This window comes from Cupriavidus sp. HMR-1, from assembly GCF_000319775.1.
Taxonomy (GTDB): domain Bacteria; phylum Pseudomonadota; class Gammaproteobacteria; order Burkholderiales; family Burkholderiaceae; genus Cupriavidus; species Cupriavidus metallidurans.
In genome coordinates, this window is the sequence record NZ_ANKP01000146.1 from 1 (window position 1) to 17,075 (window position 17,075).

The window sequence follows — 17,075 nt, forward strand, 5'->3', positions numbered from 1 at the left end:
CCACTGTCACCGTTACCCTGGAACTTGCCTACCACGACCTCCGCGGCGCCCGCCATGCGCACGGCGTCGAGCGCTGCGCGCATCGTCGCGCCAGTCGCCACGCCATCATCGACAACGATCACGCGCCGGCCCGCGATCGCGGTAACCGGGTGCCCCTGGCGATACCGCTGCTGTCGACGGCAGATCTCGCCAAGCTGACGGCCGCGTTCCGCATCGAACGCGCCAGACTCCAGCGCGCGGCGTGCCCACGGGTCGTCGTTGACGACCGTATGCGGCCCGCTGCCACCTGCATCGCCCTCGACCACGGCGCCAAGCGCCAGTTCCGGATAGCCGGGCGCGCCGATCTTGCGCACGAGCAGCACATCAAGCGTCGCGTCGAGCACGCGCGCGACATCGTAGGCAACGGGAACACCACCGCGTGGCAAGGCCAGCACAAGCGCTGGATCGCCATCATGTGACCGGCAGTAGCCAAGCGCGGCGAGATGACGACCGAGGTACTGGCCCGCCTCGCGGCGGTTGGCAAAACATGGCGGAAGACTCATGACGGGCTCCCCCAGGCTGGCAGGAAAGATGGGATGCAAACCGCGCCGGGCGCGGCTCCACAGCCACTATAGTCCTGGCCGAACAGCCCGGCGGCGCTTTGTTCGCGCTGTCTTTGCGACACGACAAACCCACAACATATGCAGGGCCGTTGTTGTGACGAAGGCGCTTGATACGCGGTGCATACCCGCGATTGATGGTGGAACTGGAACAGTCTTTTCGGGCGGACGCCGCTGATTCCTCCGCCAGGCTTGGGTACGATGGACTGCGTGACGGCAATCCCGTCCGGTTCCTTGACACGCGGCGCCCAGGCGGCCCGCCCTGAATGAGTGAGCGTTACCGTGAATCCGCAACAGATCTCCCGCACCAACGACGAGGCCATGCAACCGGAGGCCGACCTCGACATCCCCTTCGGCTCGCTCGACGCGGCCGCCATGGCCGAGTTGCCGTACACGTTCCGGCAAACCGGCACGTGCACGCGCTACTACCAGGAGTTCTTCGGCTGAGTTTGGGAATATGGGAATGGCGGCGGGCCGGGTGCAACCGGCCGCCGCGAAGCCGCGTCTGGCGCCTGTAGCCCCTGCCTCCGCCGTCAGTAGGTCTTGTACGGCAGGAATTTGCCGGACATCTCGATGCGAACGCGATCGCCGTTGGGATCGGGTTCGCGCTGCAGGTCCATGCGGAAGTCGATGGCACTCATGATCCCGTCGCCGAATTCCTCGTGAATCAATGCCTTGAAGGTCGTGCCGTAGACGCTGATCAGTTCGTAGAAGCGATAGATCAGCGGGTCTGTAGGCACCTGCGTGGGTAGCGAACCCTTGTAGGGCACGGCACGCAGCCACGGTTCAGCCTCGGCGGGCAGCCCAAAGATATCCATCACGGCGCGGGCGCCGGCTTCATCGAAGGCCATCTGGCCCAGGCAGGCCGCGGTCGTCCATTCCTTGCTCTTGCCGACACGTTCGGCTACATCGGCCCATCGAATGCCACGCAGCACCTTGGCTTCGATAATCAGGTCGGTCACGTCACTACGAGTCATGGTCTCTCCGTTCGTCATGGATGAATGCGGAGAGGACGTGAACACCGGCGCGCCTGTGCTCGCCCTTGCTCGCCTACGGCTATGGCACCTGGGTGCGATCGATGACCGCCACGGCATCCGCGCCATCGACGCCGCCGTGCACACGGGCGAATTGCGGCACGGCAAGCGGACTCAGACCTTCAAGCGCCTGCAAGACCAGCACGATGAGCATAACCGGCATGACGTCCTCCCTCGGGATTACGGCGAACTCATTGGCGCAAACTTCATGCCACCGGGCCAGCGGCATCTGCGCCCTGCTTTTGACGCATCGTGGGGCAATCCGGGCACTGGCCGCCGCCACGGACACGCATTGCGCACCATGTCCGGGCACCCGCCGATTCCGGCTCAACCAGCGAAAGCGTACCCGTTTCTGCGTCCAACGTGGGGGACGTCTCCTGCGATGACAGGGGTCCTCCGATACCGCAGCCGAGCCCCGCGCACCGGAAAATCTTTGCACGACTCATTTCCGATGTAACGCCACATTATTTGGCGCTCGATCAAGTGTGCCTGTCGGAGCGTTCGCGTCACATTCCTCCAAACCCTTGCCAGTCAAGGGCTGGCGGGTTATCTGTCAGGTCAGAAAACAGGTGGTCGGCGCGTTGCGGCGTGAGAGACCGTCTTACAAGTGCAACCGCGCAAGAGAAGAGACCGTCGCTAGAGTGAAGCCGTGTTCAACGCGAACCGGATATGGAGCCCCGAATGAAACGCGCACTCACCCTGGCCTTGCTGCTCGTCACCACCAGTGCCCTGCTTTCCGCGTGCATCGTGGTGCCGCCGCGCGGACCGCATTACCACTACGACCACTATGACCGCTATGGCGGCCGCTACTGAGCCCGCTGGGCCCGGATGCAGCCAACACCGGTTTCCGACTCAACGCTAGCCAAGGAGACATCATGAAACGCCAGCTACTGCTCGCCGCCGCCGTGCTTGCCGCCGGCAGCGTCTTCGGACTGATCTCGCCGGGCGCCCAGGCGCACGACAACTACTATCGAAGCCCACCGCCGCCCCCGCGACACGAGGTTCGCCCCGCGCCACGGCCCGGCCATGTCTGGGTACCAGGCCACTATGACCACGCTCGAGACAACTACGCCTGGCGCGGCGGCTACTGGCAATCGGCACGCCCGGGCTACCGCTACGTGCCCGAGCGCTGGGAGCGCGGCCCGCACGGGTGGTACAAGCGCCCGGGCTATTGGGGCCGATAAGGGGCCGATAAGCCGCACGGGCGACCGGCTCCGCCAGGTGGGCGCGATCGGTAAACGGCAGCCTGGCGTTGGTCGGGGCATGGGCATGTGACCCCGACCAACGCCAGGTTTGCCAGCCGATCAGTCTCGCCGAGGGTGGTGGGAACCCGGGAGACGGACGGCCGACAGGCAATCTTTTATCTCCTACTGAAGTGGGGTACATCCCTCATCCATTTGAACTAGTGCGACTCCCATTCCGCGTCAACCCGATGTCCGGATATATGGCATAAATGCCCTTTTTCATGGGTTTCATCATTGTGTCAGCCAGCACGATATTCGTTAATGCCACACCCCCCAACCGGGTGAATAATTGATAATTGTCAGACCACTTTCATTCAAATCGGTTGCATCGGTGAAACATCCTTGGGAATTGCTGTATCAGGCGTGAAACCCTTGTGACAGCACGTCCAGCAAGGCTTGGCGGGCAGGCACGCCACCAAATGAATGAATCAGGAGACGGATTATGAGGCGGACTTCATTCCATCTCGACACCACCTCTAATCCAGCCGCTTGCAATCAGATCAACCAGCCCATAAGATGAATTTAAGTTCGATTTTGGAGCGAGATTTTCTTTCGGGTTTGGGTTCGGGTCATACTTCCGGTCGCGCGGACAAGTCCATCCTGACAAATGGACAAAGACTGACACGGAAGCACGGGGTTGGCGCAGTTTCGCGGCACCGCCATTGGGGCGGCTGTCTGTCCTGACGCAGCAATGATTCCCGCAAGCAAAGCATCCCGCAGCTCGCCCATGAACGGGGAGTGAAGAAGAATGAACGCCTTGCTTATCGAGGAGCATCCATTGCTCCGGCTCGGGCTGTTGCAGATGCTCGAGACCATTCAGGAATTCGGTCACGTACTTGCATTGTCGCCAGCTGACGTTGTCCGAACTGAAATACCTCATCGAAATGCCGAACTGCTGGTCTTCGGCATGCCCGGCGACCAAGCCTCCGGATGGGCGCAACTCGAACAGGCGCGCGAGCGTCTGGCGCCGCAACGCATCCTGGTGCTGGCCGACGCCTTGCCGCTGCACGTGCCCAACGCGGATGCCGCGCGCGGCATCTGCGGATGCCTGCCGAAGTCCACATCGCTGCCCGTGATCGAGGCCGCCATCCGGCTGACCATCTCGAGCGTGCAGGGCCTGATGCTCGCAAGCGAGGTCTGCGCGACGCCGTCGGCATCGCGCTCGGCCATGCATGCCACGCAATCGCTGGCATCGGCTGCGCCATTGCCGCTGCCACCGGCCATGCAGGAGCCGCTTTCGCCCGGCGCTTGCGCCAACGTCCTGCGCACCACCGTTGCCGTGCGCGACCTCACCAGTCTGCGCCCGGGCCAGCCGATCAGTTCGTCGGCAACCCCGTTGTCGCCGATGGTCGAGGAGGAGCCTGGCTACGACGAGGCAGAGATGCTGCAGATCACGCCGCGCCAGTACGAAGTGCTGGTGCTGCTGGCACGCGGGTATCCGATCAAGACCGTCAGCCGGATGCTCAATATCTCGGTGGCCACCGTGAAGAGCCACGCCTGCACGCTCTATCAGCGCCTCAAGGTTCGCAACAAGGGAGAAGCCGTGTATGCGGCGTTGCAGCGCGGTGCAACGCTCGAGTGGGTCCATGGCGACGAACACTCGGCTCGCGACGGCGGTGTGCGGCGCGTGATCGCCCGCGGCCCCGACGCGCAGTACGACACCAGCGTGCCTGCCTGAGTCTCCGGATTTCCCGGCCCCCTCCCATACGGGCGCCTTCCTCGGAAGGCGCCCTTTTTCATTGGGCATGGCACATTGGGCACGTCACGCCCGGGCGCTGCCACTGTGTGGGGTAGCAGACAGTGGCTTCAGGACACCCCCCCTACAGTCCGCGTATTGCTAACCAAAATGTGACTGTCATGGGCGTAAACGAACTGGACAACCTCTTCGACGCGGCAGACAAGCCCGACGATGCATCGACGCCACGCGGCGCCAATGGCCGGCGCCGGGCACTGATCACCGGCATCACTGGCCAGGACGGTTCGTACCTGTGCGAATACCTGCTCGACAAGGGATACGAAGTCCACGGCATCAAGCGGCGCAGTTCTCTGTTCAATACCGAACGTATCGATCATCTGTACGAGGACCCGCAAGCGCCGGACCGCAGACTGATCCTCCATCACGGCGACATGACCGATACGGCGAGCCTCGTGCGCGTCGTGCAGCAGGCCCGCCCCGACGAGGTCTACAACCTCGCGGCGCAGAGCCACGTGCAGGTGTCATTCGAAGAGCCCGAGTACACCGCCAACACCGACGCCGTCGGCACGCTGCGCCTGCTCGAGGCGATGCGGATTCTCGGCATGGAGCAAAGCACGCGCTTCTACCAGGCATCCACGTCCGAACTGTATGGGCTGGTGCAGGAGATTCCGCAGAAGGAAACCACGCCGTTCTATCCGCGCAGCCCGTATGCCGTAGCCAAGCTCTACGCCTACTGGATCACCGTGAACTACCGCGAAGCCTATGGCATGTACGCGTGCAACGGCATCCTGTTCAATCACGAAAGCCCTGTGCGCGGCGAAACGTTCGTCACCCGCAAGATCACGCGCGCCATCGCGCGCATCGCGCTGGGCCTGCAGGAAGTGCTCTATCTTGGCAACCTGTCCGCGCTGCGCGACTGGGGCCATGCGCGCGACTACGTCGAGATGCAGTGGCTGATGCTGCAGCAGGAAACGCCCCGTGATTTCGTCATCGCCACGGGCGAGCAACACAGCGTGCGCGAGTTCGTCACGCTCTCCGCGCAGAAGCTCGGGCTGACGGTCACCTTCGAAGGCAGCGGCGTCGACGAGGTCGGCATCATTTCTCATATCGACTCCTCGCGCCGCGAGTTGTCCTCCCGCTGCAAGGTCGGCGACGTGATCGTGCGCGTGGACCCGCGCTACTTCCGCCCGACCGAAGTCGAGACGCTGCTGGGCGACCCAACGCAGGCACGCGAGCAACTGGGCTGGTCCCCACGCATCACGTTCGACGAACTGGTGCACGAAATGATCGAAGCGGACTTCGTGGCCGCGCGGCGTGACGCGCTGGTCAAGATGGCCGGCTTCAGGACCTATGACTACCATGAGTGACGCCCGCCCGAGAGTGTTCGTGGCCGGCCATCGCGGGATGGTCGGTTCCGCGATCGCGCGCGCGCTGGCCGCGCGTGGCGACGTGGAACTGGTCCTGCGCACCCACCGTGAACTGGATCTGACCGAACAGCAAGACGTGCGCCAATTCTTCGCCACCGAACGGATCTCGCAGGTCTATCTGGCGGCCGCGCGCGTGGGCGGCATCCATGCCAATAACGTCTATCCCGCCGAGTTCATCCAGCAGAACCTGACGATCGCGGCCAACGTGATTCACGAAGCCTGGCGCGGCGGTGTCGAGCAGTTGCTGTTCCTGGGTTCGAGCTGCATCTATCCGAAATTCGCGCCGCAGCCCATCCAGGAATCGGCGTTGCTGACCGGCGCGCTGGAGCCCACCAACGCGCCGTACGCGATCGCCAAGATCGCCGGCATGATGATGTGCGACAGCTACAACCGCCAATACGGCGTCGACTACCGGAGCGTGATGCCCACGAACCTCTATGGTCCGGGCGACAACTACCATCCCGAGAACAGCCACGTCATCCCGGCATTGATCCGGCGCATCCACGAGGCCAGGCTAGCGGACGCGCCGGAGGTTGCCGTGTGGGGCTCCGGTGCGCCGATGCGTGAATTCCTTCACGCCGACGACCTTGCCCGCGCCTGCCTGCATGTGATGGACCTGCCCCAGGCATCGTACCGGGCGCATACGGAGGGCGTCGGATTCCTGAACGTCGGCAGCGGCGAGGAAGTCTCGATTCGACAGCTGGCGCTGCTGATCGCGCGCGTGGTCGGCTATCGCGGCAACATCGTGTTCGACCCGACACGCCCGGATGGCACGCCACGCAAGATGCTCAACTGCGGCCTTATCAACGCAACCGGCTGGCAGCCGCGGGTTTCGCTGGAATCCGGTCTGCGATCGACCTACCAGGACGCGCTTTCGAGCGGACGGCTCAGCGTCGAACCGGAAGCGCTGGCCACGCCAACCTAGCGGTTCGAACGAGCCAAGCGACTCCTGGGAGACCAACATGCGTTTGCAGCGCAACTTCGTATGGGACACCCTGCTGGCGGGGACGCTGTTGCTGATCGTTGGCTACTGCCATGCGATATCGCACATGGACTCGCCGATGCTGCTGCTGTCGACCCTGATGCTGACCGCGATGGTCATCATCCACTGGTTGCTGCACGTGCGGGAACGCGTCCCATCGCTGGCGAACTCGAGCGTGCTGCTCTTCGAGACGCTGTTTCTCGTGGTAGCCCCCTCCGTGCAGCGCGCCTATTACGAATGGCATATGGTCAACACGGCCACGCTCGAGGAAAGCCTGGCGGTGAGCACCAACCTGCTCTGCACGCTGTTCGTGATGACCTACGTTGCCACGCGGTACTACATGCAGCGGCGCGACCAGCACCGGTCACGCACGCGTCGGCCACGTCCGCCCACGTTCGTGCGCACGCTGCGCCTGAACGCGCCGCGCACGTTCGTGTTGCTGGGCGTGGCGGCAGTGGCCGCAATGCTGTCCTGGCAGACCATCGACCTGCGCGCGCAGTCTGAAGTGATCGAAGCCACGCCGCAGTACCTTCTGGTGCAGAAGTACCTCTGCTTCATGCCAGTGCCGATGCTGCTGATGCTGGTCAACGTGAAGGGGCGCAAGATGCTGCGCCAGCCGTTCTGGCTGCTGGTCACGCTGTTCGTGCTGGCCTGTGTGCTGATCACCCAGAATCCGCTGATCGAGAAGCGCAACGCCATCGGGCCGATCTACCTGAGCCTGTTGCTGATGTTGATGCCGTGGTTCTCCCGCACGCCTCGCCGTCTGGTGTCGACGCTCGTGCTTCTGACCGGTGTCTTCTTTCCGTTGCTGTCGATCTTCACGCACGCCGACCTGTCGGCATGGCAGCCGTCAGAGATCCTCGATCCGTGGTTGTATTTCTCGCACTTCCTGGATCTGCACTACGACGCCTGGGCCAACATCGCCACGGTCATCGAGATGGTGAACCGCGACGGCCTGAGCTACGGCCACCAGTTAGCGGGCAGCCTGCTGTTCTTCGTGCCGCACACGCTTTGGGAAACCAAGCCGCTCGCCACGGGCATCGAGATCGGCCAGTTCCTGATGGCGTACTACAAGCTCGACTTCGACAACCTGTCGGCGCCGCTGATCGCGGAGGCCTACATCGACTTCTTCGCGTTTGGCGTGATCGCCTACGCAATTGCGCTGGCGTTTATCGTGCGGCTGCTGGACAAGCTCTGCCGTAGCGGCGGCATCATGGCGCTGCCCGCCGGCATCTATTTCTCGATCTTCCTGATCTTCGCGCTGCGCGGCGCGCTGATGATCGCCATGGCCTACGGCAGCGGCGCCTTGATGGCGTTTCTCACCATCGGCTGGTTCGTTTCCGGCAAGCGCAGGCTCCATACCCGGCGCTCCCGCAATGTTCGCCCGCTGGGCCCTACGCCGGTCCGTCCTGCCATCTAGTCAATTCGCTTCGATTGCGTTTGCGCTTGCGTTTGCAGGGCCCGCCGGTATCTACGTCGGCGAGATCAAAGCGAACCCAGGCGGGTCCCTCCCCTCGCATTGCCCATGCCACGCTCCGGCACCGCCGGAGCGTCAGCCAACGTCTCAGTGCTGCGCATCCAGCGAGCCCCGGCTCAGCCGCACGATGGCCTGCGTCGGCATCATCCAGAGGGCGGTCATGGCATTGGCCGCGATCAGTGCCTCCACCACGTGCGGGAAGCTGACCGCATCGGCAAAGTACAGGATGGTGCAGAGCACGCCGGCAGCCAGAAATTCGGCCATGCCGATGTTGCCCAGGCTGACGAACGCCTTCGCGCCCATCAGCACCGGCGTGCTCGCCGCCGACGTTACCAGCAGGGCGAAGTAGACGGCGCACAGCGTAGCGAGCTTGTTGGAGATCGGGTATTCGCCGGCCGTCCACAGCGACACCGCCGCACCACCCACGAATGCCGCACCGATGATGGCCAGCAGCCCGTAGGCCACGTAGCACGTGGCCAGCTTGCGATAGATCCTGATCACCCACTGCCAGTCGCCCGCCAGCATGTTGCGATGAATGATCGGCCAGAGTGGCTGGTTGATCATGTAGACAAAGCTGTGCAGCAGCAGGTTGGCGCGAAAGAGCAAGGCGAGCAGCGCGGCATCGCGCGGCATGTCGGTTTCGTAGCACAGCAGCACCGCGCCCTGCTGCAGGAAAACCACAGCCAGTTGCGCCTGCAGGAGCGACCAGGAATTGCGTGCCAGCTCACGCGCGAATGCCTTGCCAGGAAACGCATGAGGCCATCCGGCGCGTACCACCACGCCGATCATGTTCACCACGCGGATCAGGATGAAACCGGCCTGGCTGGCGACGAACAGCAACGTCACATCGACATGTTCCTCGCCGGGCGGGCGGAAATAGGTCACCAGCAGGATGAACACGACGTTCAGAATGCTGCCCGCCGCGGTGATCAGGTTGTTCACGTGCTGACGATGCTGCCCCTGGTTCACCGCCTCGCCCACGGAGAGCACGGTCAGCATCGCATAGCAGACCAGGGCCGCGGTGAAGAGACTGTAGTGCCTGGCGGAGAACAGGTTGATGCCACTTGTTTCGAGTACCGGCCGCAGGATCAGCACCAGCAGGATCAGCGACGCGAAGATCGCCGACAGCCCCACCCACGACACCGTCAGCACCCCTGCCAGTTGCCCGCGCCGCCGATCGTCGGCCGCGATGGAAGTAACGGTCGGCCAGATACCGATCGCCACCAGCGACAGCCATGCCGTCACGCCGAAGTAGACCATCATCGCGCTGAAATCGTCGGTGTCCAGCACCCGGGCGAAGAGCGGAATGCTGACGGCCTGCAATCCTATGCTGCAAACCTTCGACACCATCGAGCTTGCCACGGCCAGGCGCAACGCCCGCTTGGCCTCGCTGGCCCGCTCCGCGGCCGCGCCGTACTGCCCGCCTTGCGCGGCCGCCGCCATCCCGGTTTCGGTTTCACCCTCCAGCAACTCCCCCTTGATGGTCGTCACACATACCTCCAGATAGCCAGCCTTCAGATTGATGTTCGCCGATGCCGTTCATGGCATCGGCTCGGAAAATAGGGACGCGCGGACACGCACGATGCAGGACCGCCCGGCATTGGAGCGTAGTCCCCTGGCCCATCCGCTTCTGTTCGCTCGCGCACAACCGTGCCAGGTGCTGGCGCGTGCGTGCGGAGGCGAACGTTCCCTTCCGGCGACTCTCCCTACACTTCGCACGTGAATGACCTGCCTTGTCGCACTGACCAACGGTGGGTCCCGAATGGATACCTCCACCCTGACCAGCCCGGGGCGGCAGTACTGAAGTAGACCGATGAAAATCCTGCTTTATTGCCTCAACTACGCGCCGGAACTGACTGGTATCGGCAAGTACACCGGAGAACAGGCCGAATGGCTTGCCGCGCGCGGGCATCAGGTGCGCGTGATCACGGCGCCGCCCTACTACCCTGCCTGGAAGATCGACCGGGCGTACCGGGGCCTGCGCTACCGGCGCGAGATGCGCCACGCCGTCGACGTCATGCGCGCGCCACTGTGGGTGCCTGAGCGTCCGTCCGGCGTGAAGCGACTGCTGCATCTCGCGTCGTTCGCCGTCACCAGCCTTGGATGGCTGGCTCGCCAGGTGGCATGGCGCCCCGACGTGGTGTTCACGGTCGAGCCGCCATTGTTCTGCAGCCCCGCGACGCTGCTATTCGCCCGGCTCACCGGCGCGAAGGCATGGCTGCATATCCAGGACTACGAGGTCGATGCCGCCTTCAAGCTGGGGCTGCTCAAGGGCGGTCTGCCGCAACGCATGGCGAGTACGTTCGAGCGCTTCATCATGCGGCGCTATGACCATGTGTCATCCATCTCGCACACGATGGTGGCGCTGGCACGCCAGAAAGGCGTGGACGCCACGCGCGTGTCCATGCTGCCGAACTGGGTAGATCTGGCGGCACTGGCGCGCCGTGGCGAGGCGGATTTCCGCGCACGGCTTGGGATACCGGCGAACGCCGTCGTGGCGCTATATTCCGGCACCATCGGCACCAAGCAGGGCATCGAGATCCTGGCCGACGCGGCGCGGCACCTGTGCTCGCGCGATGATCTTCATTTCATCATCTGCGGCGCAGGCGCCGGCGTGCCGGCATTGCGCACGCAATGCGAAGGCCTGGCACGCGTGCATTTCCTCCCGCTGCAATCGGCCGAAGACTTCCCGGCGTTGCTCGATTGCGCCGACATCCACCTGATGCCCCAGCGGGCCGACGCCGCCGACCTCGTGCTGCCGTCCAAGCTCACGAACATGCTCGCCAGCGGCAAACCTGTGGTGGCCACTGCCGCACCGGACACCGAACTGGGCAAGCTGGTCATTCAGTTCGGCTCGCTGGTCGAACCCGGCAACGGCGTGGCAATGGCCGATGCCATTGCGGCGCTGGCCGACGATCCGCCGCGCCGTCAGGCACTCGGGTCGGCCGGAAAGGCGTGGGCAGCCGCCCATCTCGACCGGGACGCCGTACTGGCGGAATTCGAGCGAACGTTGCTGCGATTGCGTGCCCCGCGTGGCGTAGCCGATCAGGCCGCCGCCGACCTGGCCGGGAAATAAGGCCGGGCACACGTCATGTGACCGCTTTGTGGTCTGGCGTACGGTACGCACGCCAGCGCGCGGCCATGATGAAACCATCGTCACCGGCCTGACCGGGAACAAGGCTCGGGCTGGTTCCAGCCCGGCATTAGGAGCCTGCTGTATGTTTCAGGACCTGTCGACTTTCCGCATGCCACCCGGCTTCCGTGGCCGCTCCGCCGTTGTCGTGCAGCTGTGGTGGTGCGTCCAGAGCCTGTTCTTTCACCACTCTCCGCATTTCGCCAACGGATTCCGCTGCTGGCTGTTGCGTCGCTTTGGCGCGCGCGTGGGCCGTCATGTCGTCATCCGGCCCAGCGTCCGCATCACCTATCCGTGGAAGGTCAGCATCGGCGACTACGCGTGGATCGGCGACGGCGCCGAGCTGTACAGCCTGGCCGAGATCGAGATCGGCAATCACGCAGTGGTATCCCAGTTCAGCTACCTGTGCGGCGGCGACCATGACTACCGCAGCAGCGACTTCGCCATCCAGGGACGCCCTATCCGCATCGCGGACGAGGCGTGGGTGGCCAGCCACACCTTTATCGCGCCGGGCGTCAGCATCGGCAAAGGCGCCGTGATCGGCGCCCGCAGCGCGGTATTTACCGACATGCCTGCCGGCATGCTCTGCGTGGGCAGTCCTTGCCGGCCGTTGCGGCCACGCCTGGACACTGCCCCGCGGAACCAGACGCGTCCGCATTCGCAGGCGGCCGCGCCATCAGAACGAGATTCCGCTCAAGTCAACTAGATAACGGGAATGCGGAAACCAAACAGGGAACTCATGGCTGCCAATGATCGACATCTATCACAACATCCTATGGCCTAGGTACAAGGGAGCCGTATTCAGCGAAGCTTTCTCTCACGCACACAAAGCCGGGCATAAGGTGCGCTTCTTCCATATCTCGTCCACGGGATACGGGCGCACGGCCTACAGCAGCGTCGACACCAGTTATCACCGGTACCCGTACGAGGTTCTTTTCGATGAACCGTACGAGGCGATTCCGACGTGGAAGATGTCGCTACGGCTCATGCGCGAGGTCTGGCGTTCGAAGAACCGTCTGATCCTGATGCCTGGCTACCATCGCGTGGAGTTCTGGGCAATGCTGGTAGCGTGCATGTTGAGTGGCAAGCGTCGTGCCGTGTTCTGCGATTCCACCATCCAGGACCAGGTCGACCATCCGATGAAGCGGCGGCTGAAGCGGTTCTTCTTCAGCCGGTGCGATGGGGTGTTCGTCTACGGCCGACGCTCCGCCGAGTACGCGATCGCGATGGGTGCCGACCCCACGAAAGTTATCTGCCATTGCCAGGCCGCCGCGCTGCCGCACTCGTACAACGCGGCCGAAGCCACCCGAATGCGGATCGCCAACGCGCCGACGGCGGAGGCGCCACGTTTCCTGTTCGCGGGCCTGGTATGCCGCGCCAAGGGCATCGAGGACCTGCTCCGGGCGTTCGTGGAAGTGCGCAGGCAACTGCCGGCCGCCACGCTGGTACTGGCGGGGCCTGTCGTCGAGGCCGACCAGTTGCCGGAACTGGCCCGGTCACTGGGCCTTGGCGACGCCGCGCAATTCCTGGGCGCCATGGATATCGATCAACTGGCGCAGCAGTACTCGCGTGCGACGTGCCTGGTACTGCCGAGCCACACGGAAGCCTGGGGCCTGGTCGTGAACGAGGCGCTCAACTATGGCTGCCCGGCGGTGGTCAGCGATTGCTGCGGTTGCATCCCCGAACTGATCAAGGAAGGCCGCACGGGCCATACGTTCGTGACGCGCGACGTCGCGGATCTGGCGCGCGTGCTGTTGAAGGCGACCAGCAGCTTCGCCGACGTCCAGGCCACCATGCGGAACTGCGTTGATGTGGTGCGAAAGTACACACCCGCCCGCGCCGGCCGGTCCATCATCAAAGGCTGCCAGAAGATACTGAAGAGGGCCCGAACATGACGATACCCAATACCCTCGGCCCCATCGCCCGGCAGCCAGTCGACGATGACATCCCGCCCTCGCCGGCGCAGTCTCTCGCGCAAGCTGGCGCGCCGGCAGCAGTTGCGCGGCCGGTGCTGTTCCTCGGGCCGCTCCCGCCGCCGCATCACGGCTTCTCAGCATCGAACCAGCGCATGGTGGACCAGATTCGCCAGCACGCGCCCGTCGTGGTGCTGGACGTCGCGCCACGGGCGTCCGGCCGGTTCGGCGGCCAGTTTGGCGGTCTGCAGGCGCTGGGCAATCGCGCACGGCAACTCTGGCGCATGGTCCGGCTCGTGACGGACGGCCAGCTCGCCAACCGGCCGCATACGCTGTACATGGGGCTCTCGGGCGGTCTTGGCCAACTGCTCGACGCGCCTTTCGTGGCACTGGCGCACTGGTCGAGCATGGCCATCTACTTCCATCATCACAGCTTCGCGTACATCAACCGGCCCACGTGGTACACGCGCCTGATCCTGCGTTGCGCGCCGCGCGGCAGGCATCTGACGCTGTGCGACCGGATGCGCGCGGAACTGGCCCGCCTCTACCGGCTGACCCCGGACCGTGTCCAGGTACTGTCCAACCTGAGCCTCATCGACCTGCCTGCATCGACATCGACAGAGGCGCCGGTCCGCCGGCATTCGGAAGTGATCAACGTCGGCTTCCTGTCAAACATCACCGCCGCCAAGGGCATCTTCACATTCCTGGAGGTGGTGCGACTGGCGCAGGAGATCGGCATCCCGGTTTGCGCGCGGATCGCGGGGCCAGTGGCACGCGATATCCGCGCAAGGTTCGACACGGAATTGGCCCGCACGCCCTGCACACGCTACCTCGGTCCGATTCATGGCACGGAGAAGGAGGCGTTCTTCCAGGAAATCGACGTGCTGATGTTCCCCACGACCTATCACAACGAGGCGGCCCCGCTGATCGTGCTTGAGGCGCACAGCCATGGTGTGCCCGTCGTCGCGCATGATCGTGGCTGCATCGGGTCCATGATCGACGAGCGCAATGGCGTGCTGGTGCCGGCCGACGCGGACTTTGCCGAAGCCGCCATCGCTTACCTGCGGAACATGATGTTCGCGCACTCGCAGGCCGAATCGCAGCGTGCGGCGCTGCTCGCCGACTTCCAGGCTCAACGCGAACGCGCCGAGGCCGTTCTGGCGCGTGCGGTGGCGGATATCAGCCACTGCCCCGACTGACCGGGGCAGCGGCATTGGCGGGTCAGATATCGGTCAGATGTCGTGATAGCGCATCAACACGACCCCGGCCTGCCTGAACGCGGTGGCAAGGGGCGTCGGATGCATCAGCGGCTCACCTTCTTCCCGGCGCCATGGCTCGGCGAATCCCGGGTGCACCGACATCTCGGTCACGCCTTCTGGCAGCATGGCCGGCAACCGCAGCGCCCATCCCTGCTGACGCGTATCCGCGCCCACGTAGAAGTCCGGGCTGCGCAGGCCGTTGAAGTGGCGCAGCAGCATCACGTTCATCGCGCCGCGCATGTGGTTCTTCAGGAAGTAGCAGTTCTGCGGCGGCCGAACACGCTCGATGCCGGCGCGCAGCATTTCGTCGCGCAGCACCCGCATGACGGCGGGGTACTTGTGCAGATGGCCATGCCCATCGACGTGCGACACGTTCACGCCGTGATCGCGCAGTTCGTCGAGCTGGAGCCGGAACTCGCGCCGGATATCGGCGGCGTCGATCAGGCCCGCCATCGCGCGGGCGCGCTGGATCTTCGGCGGGAACAGCGAGCCGTCCTTGCGGCACAGCGTGGAGGACGCGCCATGCGGGCGCCGCCCCTCCACGATATTGAAGTGCAGCCCGAACGAGAACCGGCTGTGATTGTCTCGCGCGTACTGGCACGCGCTTGCTGTCGCCGGGCTGCCCGCCAGGATCGTCGCGCTGGTCAGCAGCCCAGCGTCGAAGCAGGCAACGGTGGCCTGAAACGTATCGTCGTCATAGCCGAAATCGTCGGCGTTGATGATCACGCCCTTCATGCTTCCCCCTCCTTGTTTTTGGTGCGGCAAGAATGCGCCGACGGGCCGGATGCGCGGCCAGTGGTGCGAACGATACGCGGCACGTCAAGGGGCCTTCCGTGCGCCGCGCAACACATCGGCACGACAAGGGCCATTGGGGCAGTCCTTCGGACGTCAATGTGGTGAAACGCACCGATAGCGCACATTGCAGGCTCCTACGATGCACGTAAATGCGCGGGACTGCGATGTCCGCGCTCGTTTCAACGACTGCGGAGAGGATGCCGTGAAGAGATGCCCTGACCACGCCACCTGCAGGCAGGATGCCGGATCGTTTCATACGCTGGGAGCCACGCTTGCCATGGCCTGCGCGGCGCTGCTGCTGAGCGCGTGCGCGGTGTCTCCGGGGATGCAGTTCAGCTCCAGTGCGCCGGTCAATGCGGTGAGCCCGAACGCGATGCCTGATGTCACACCCATCACGCTCGACCTTGTGCACGAACAGCAGGCGCACTCCAAGCCGACCAATGCCGGCGTGGAAGACCTGTACGGCACGCCGACGCCTTACCGTATCGGTCCGGGCGACATCATCTCGGTCGTGGTCTGGGACCACCCCGAACTCGTGTTCCCGACGCAGACGTACAGCATCGGCGCGGCCTTCGAGATTCCGACGTCGAGCGGTGGCTCCAACATGCCTGGCTACGTGGTCAGCCCCGCGGGCGATATCCAGTTTCCCTACGCCGGGGTCATGCGGGTGGCGGGCAAGACCGCCAACGAAGTGCGCGACGAGATGGCGCGCATCCTGTCGCGCGTGGTGCGTGACCCGCAGATGACCGTGCGCGTGCTCGGCTTCCGCAGCCAGCGCGTCTACGTGGATGGGGAGGTCAAGACCCCGGGGATGCTGGCCATCGACGATGCGCCAATGACATTGGTCGAGGCGCTGAACCGCGCCGGCGGCGTGCTTAACCTGACTGGCGACAACAGCCGCGTCCGTGTCACGCGTGGTGAACGCAGCTGGTACGTCAACATTCCGGCCCTGCTGGCCAAGGGTACCGACCCAGCGCGGATTCTGCTGCAATCGGGCGACATCGTTCGCGTGGAGCAACGCGAAGACAGCAAGATCTTCGTGACAGGCGAGGTGGTCAAGCCCTCGTCGCTGCTGATGCGTAACGGCCGCATGACGCTGAACGAAGCGCTGGGCGATGCCGGTGGCGTGAATCCGTCGTCGGCCAACGCCGAACAGATCTTCGTGATTCGCCGGGCCACCGACGGCAAGCCGAAGGTGTACCACCTCGACGGCACATCGCCGGTGGCATTGGCCATCGCCGAGAGCTTCGAGCTCGAACCCAAGGACGTGGTCTACGTGGATGCGCGTGACCTCGTGCGCTGGAGCCGTGTGATGACGCTGCTGATCCAGCCGGTCGTTGGCACGGCCACCATTGTCAAGCCATAAGACATGGAAGTCATGAGAGAGGAAAAGGAAGCAGCATTCATCCGGTCGATCCTCGTGGTGTGTATCGGCAACCGTTGCCGCAGCCCGATGGCGGCGGCACTGCTTGGCCGCGCGCTGCCGCAGTGCCGCGTGCTGTCGGCGGGCCTGGCG

The 17,075-nt window shown here is 64.3% G+C and carries 17 protein-coding genes and 1 pseudogene; 13 read left to right on the top strand and 5 right to left on the bottom strand.

Annotated features, from left to right (window positions below):
* On the bottom strand, positions 1-542 hold a 542-nt coding region (locus tag D769_RS17940), incomplete at its 3' end, for a phosphoribosyltransferase family protein (RefSeq protein WP_008647791.1).
* A 339-nt stretch (positions 543-881) separates the two neighbouring features.
* On the opposite strand from D769_RS17940, the gene D769_RS32385 reads away from it, so the two are divergent.
* Complete coding sequence (locus tag D769_RS32385; protein ID WP_008647793.1) at positions 882-1,046, top strand: hypothetical protein; 165 nt, start codon at positions 882-884, stop codon at positions 1,044-1,046.
* A gap of 86 nt (positions 1,047-1,132) precedes the next feature.
* Here D769_RS32385 and cynS read toward each other — a convergent pair whose 3' ends face one another.
* Together cynS and D769_RS32390 are read right to left on the bottom strand one after the other, a co-directional pair.
* Positions 1,133-1,576 (bottom strand): cyanase, encoded by a 444-nt coding sequence (cynS, locus tag D769_RS17945; protein ID WP_008647795.1) that lies wholly within the window; start codon positions 1,574-1,576, stop codon positions 1,133-1,135.
* Positions 1,577-1,655: 79 nt separating this feature from the next.
* Positions 1,656-1,796 (bottom strand): hypothetical protein, encoded by a 141-nt coding sequence (locus D769_RS32390; protein ID WP_160172197.1) that lies wholly within the window; start codon positions 1,794-1,796, stop codon positions 1,656-1,658.
* Positions 1,797-2,314: 518 nt separating this feature from the next.
* Between D769_RS32390 and D769_RS32935 the strand changes: the two genes are divergently transcribed.
* The 6 genes from D769_RS32935 to D769_RS17975 all read left to right on the top strand — a co-directional run bounded on the left by D769_RS32935 (position 2,315) and on the right by D769_RS17975 (position 8,402).
* Positions 2,315-2,446, top strand: a complete 132-nt coding sequence (locus tag D769_RS32935) for a hypothetical protein (RefSeq protein WP_008647799.1) — start codon at positions 2,315-2,317, stop codon at positions 2,444-2,446.
* 62 nt (positions 2,447-2,508) lie between these two features.
* Positions 2,509-2,817, top strand: a complete 309-nt coding sequence (locus D769_RS17955) for a YXWGXW repeat-containing protein (protein ID WP_008647801.1) — start codon at positions 2,509-2,511, stop codon at positions 2,815-2,817.
* A gap of 808 nt (positions 2,818-3,625) precedes the next feature.
* Entirely contained in the window at positions 3,626-4,555 is a 930-nt protein-coding gene (locus D769_RS17960) for a LuxR C-terminal-related transcriptional regulator (RefSeq protein WP_008647803.1), read from the top strand.
* A 179-nt stretch (positions 4,556-4,734) separates the two neighbouring features.
* Complete coding sequence (gene gmd, locus D769_RS17965; protein ID WP_008647807.1) at positions 4,735-5,940, top strand: GDP-mannose 4,6-dehydratase; 1,206 nt, start codon at positions 4,735-4,737, stop codon at positions 5,938-5,940.
* On the top strand, positions 5,924-6,925 hold the full coding sequence (locus D769_RS17970) for a GDP-L-fucose synthase (RefSeq protein WP_040011112.1): 1,002 nt from the start codon (positions 5,924-5,926) through the stop codon (positions 6,923-6,925). Before gmd ends, D769_RS17970 begins: the two co-directional genes overlap by 17 nt.
* A gap of 37 nt (positions 6,926-6,962) precedes the next feature.
* On the top strand, positions 6,963-8,402 hold the full coding sequence (locus tag D769_RS17975) for a hypothetical protein (protein WP_008647810.1): 1,440 nt from the start codon (positions 6,963-6,965) through the stop codon (positions 8,400-8,402).
* Between the two features lie 144 nt (positions 8,403-8,546).
* Here D769_RS17975 and D769_RS17980 read toward each other — a convergent pair whose 3' ends face one another.
* Positions 8,547-9,950, bottom strand: coding sequence for an oligosaccharide flippase family protein (locus tag D769_RS17980; protein WP_008647812.1), 1,404 nt, complete (start codon positions 9,948-9,950; stop codon positions 8,547-8,549).
* Between the two features lie 322 nt (positions 9,951-10,272).
* On the opposite strand from D769_RS17980, the gene D769_RS17985 reads away from it, so the two are divergent.
* The 4 genes from D769_RS17985 to D769_RS18000 all read left to right on the top strand — a co-directional run bounded on the left by D769_RS17985 (position 10,273) and on the right by D769_RS18000 (position 14,704).
* Complete coding sequence (locus D769_RS17985) at positions 10,273-11,535, top strand: glycosyltransferase WbuB (protein ID WP_008647819.1); 1,263 nt, start codon at positions 10,273-10,275, stop codon at positions 11,533-11,535.
* 142 nt (positions 11,536-11,677) lie between these two features.
* The gene (locus D769_RS17990) at positions 11,678-12,298 is read left to right on the top strand and encodes a putative colanic acid biosynthesis acetyltransferase (RefSeq protein WP_008647820.1); all 621 of its coding nucleotides are present in this window, start codon (positions 11,678-11,680) and stop codon (positions 12,296-12,298) included.
* A 136-nt stretch (positions 12,299-12,434) separates the two neighbouring features.
* Entirely contained in the window at positions 12,435-13,487 is a 1,053-nt protein-coding gene (locus tag D769_RS17995) for a glycosyltransferase (protein ID WP_241227880.1), read from the top strand.
* Complete coding sequence (locus tag D769_RS18000) at positions 13,484-14,704, top strand: glycosyltransferase family 4 protein (protein WP_008647824.1); 1,221 nt, start codon at positions 13,484-13,486, stop codon at positions 14,702-14,704. Before D769_RS17995 ends, D769_RS18000 begins: the two co-directional genes overlap by 4 nt.
* Before the next feature lie 33 nt (positions 14,705-14,737).
* On the opposite strand, the gene D769_RS18005 is transcribed toward D769_RS18000, so the two are convergent.
* Complete coding sequence (locus D769_RS18005) at positions 14,738-15,499, bottom strand: ChbG/HpnK family deacetylase (protein ID WP_008647826.1); 762 nt, start codon at positions 15,497-15,499, stop codon at positions 14,738-14,740.
* A gap of 337 nt (positions 15,500-15,836) precedes the next feature.
* On the opposite strand from D769_RS18005, the gene D769_RS18010 reads away from it, so the two are divergent.
* Together D769_RS18010 and D769_RS18015 are read left to right on the top strand one after the other, a co-directional pair.
* The gene (locus D769_RS18010) at positions 15,837-16,925 is read left to right on the top strand and encodes a polysaccharide biosynthesis/export family protein (RefSeq protein WP_008647828.1); all 1,089 of its coding nucleotides are present in this window, start codon (positions 15,837-15,839) and stop codon (positions 16,923-16,925) included.
* 3 nt (positions 16,926-16,928) lie between these two features.
* Positions 16,929-17,075: pseudogene (locus tag D769_RS18015) on the top strand (low molecular weight phosphotyrosine protein phosphatase); the annotation flags it as partial.

What these genes read in the sequence shown, in the direction of transcription:
- cynS (WP_008647795.1), bottom strand. Translation starts at nt 1,576, where the DNA reads ATGACTCGTAGTGACGTGACCGACCTGATTATCGAAGCCAAGGTGCTG.
- D769_RS32390 (WP_160172197.1), bottom strand. Translation starts at nt 1,796, where the DNA reads ATGCCGGTTATGCTCATCGTGCTGGTCTTGCAGGCGCTTGAAGGTCTG.
- D769_RS32935 (WP_008647799.1), top strand. Translation starts at nt 2,315, where the DNA reads ATGAAACGCGCACTCACCCTGGCCTTGCTGCTCGTCACCACCAGTGCC.
- D769_RS17955 (WP_008647801.1), top strand. Translation starts at nt 2,509, where the DNA reads ATGAAACGCCAGCTACTGCTCGCCGCCGCCGTGCTTGCCGCCGGCAGC.
- D769_RS17960 (WP_008647803.1), top strand. Translation starts at nt 3,626, where the DNA reads ATGAACGCCTTGCTTATCGAGGAGCATCCATTGCTCCGGCTCGGGCTG.
- gmd (WP_008647807.1), top strand. Translation starts at nt 4,735, where the DNA reads ATGGGCGTAAACGAACTGGACAACCTCTTCGACGCGGCAGACAAGCCC.
- D769_RS17970 (WP_040011112.1), top strand. Translation starts at nt 5,924, where the DNA reads ATGACTACCATGAGTGACGCCCGCCCGAGAGTGTTCGTGGCCGGCCAT.
- D769_RS17975 (WP_008647810.1), top strand. Translation starts at nt 6,963, where the DNA reads ATGCGTTTGCAGCGCAACTTCGTATGGGACACCCTGCTGGCGGGGACG.
- D769_RS17985 (WP_008647819.1), top strand. Translation starts at nt 10,273, where the DNA reads ATGAAAATCCTGCTTTATTGCCTCAACTACGCGCCGGAACTGACTGGT.
- D769_RS17990 (WP_008647820.1), top strand. Translation starts at nt 11,678, where the DNA reads ATGTTTCAGGACCTGTCGACTTTCCGCATGCCACCCGGCTTCCGTGGC.
- D769_RS18000 (WP_008647824.1), top strand. Translation starts at nt 13,484, where the DNA reads ATGACGATACCCAATACCCTCGGCCCCATCGCCCGGCAGCCAGTCGAC.
- D769_RS18005 (WP_008647826.1), bottom strand. Translation starts at nt 15,499, where the DNA reads ATGAAGGGCGTGATCATCAACGCCGACGATTTCGGCTATGACGACGAT.
- D769_RS18010 (WP_008647828.1), top strand. Translation starts at nt 15,837, where the DNA reads ATGGCCTGCGCGGCGCTGCTGCTGAGCGCGTGCGCGGTGTCTCCGGGG.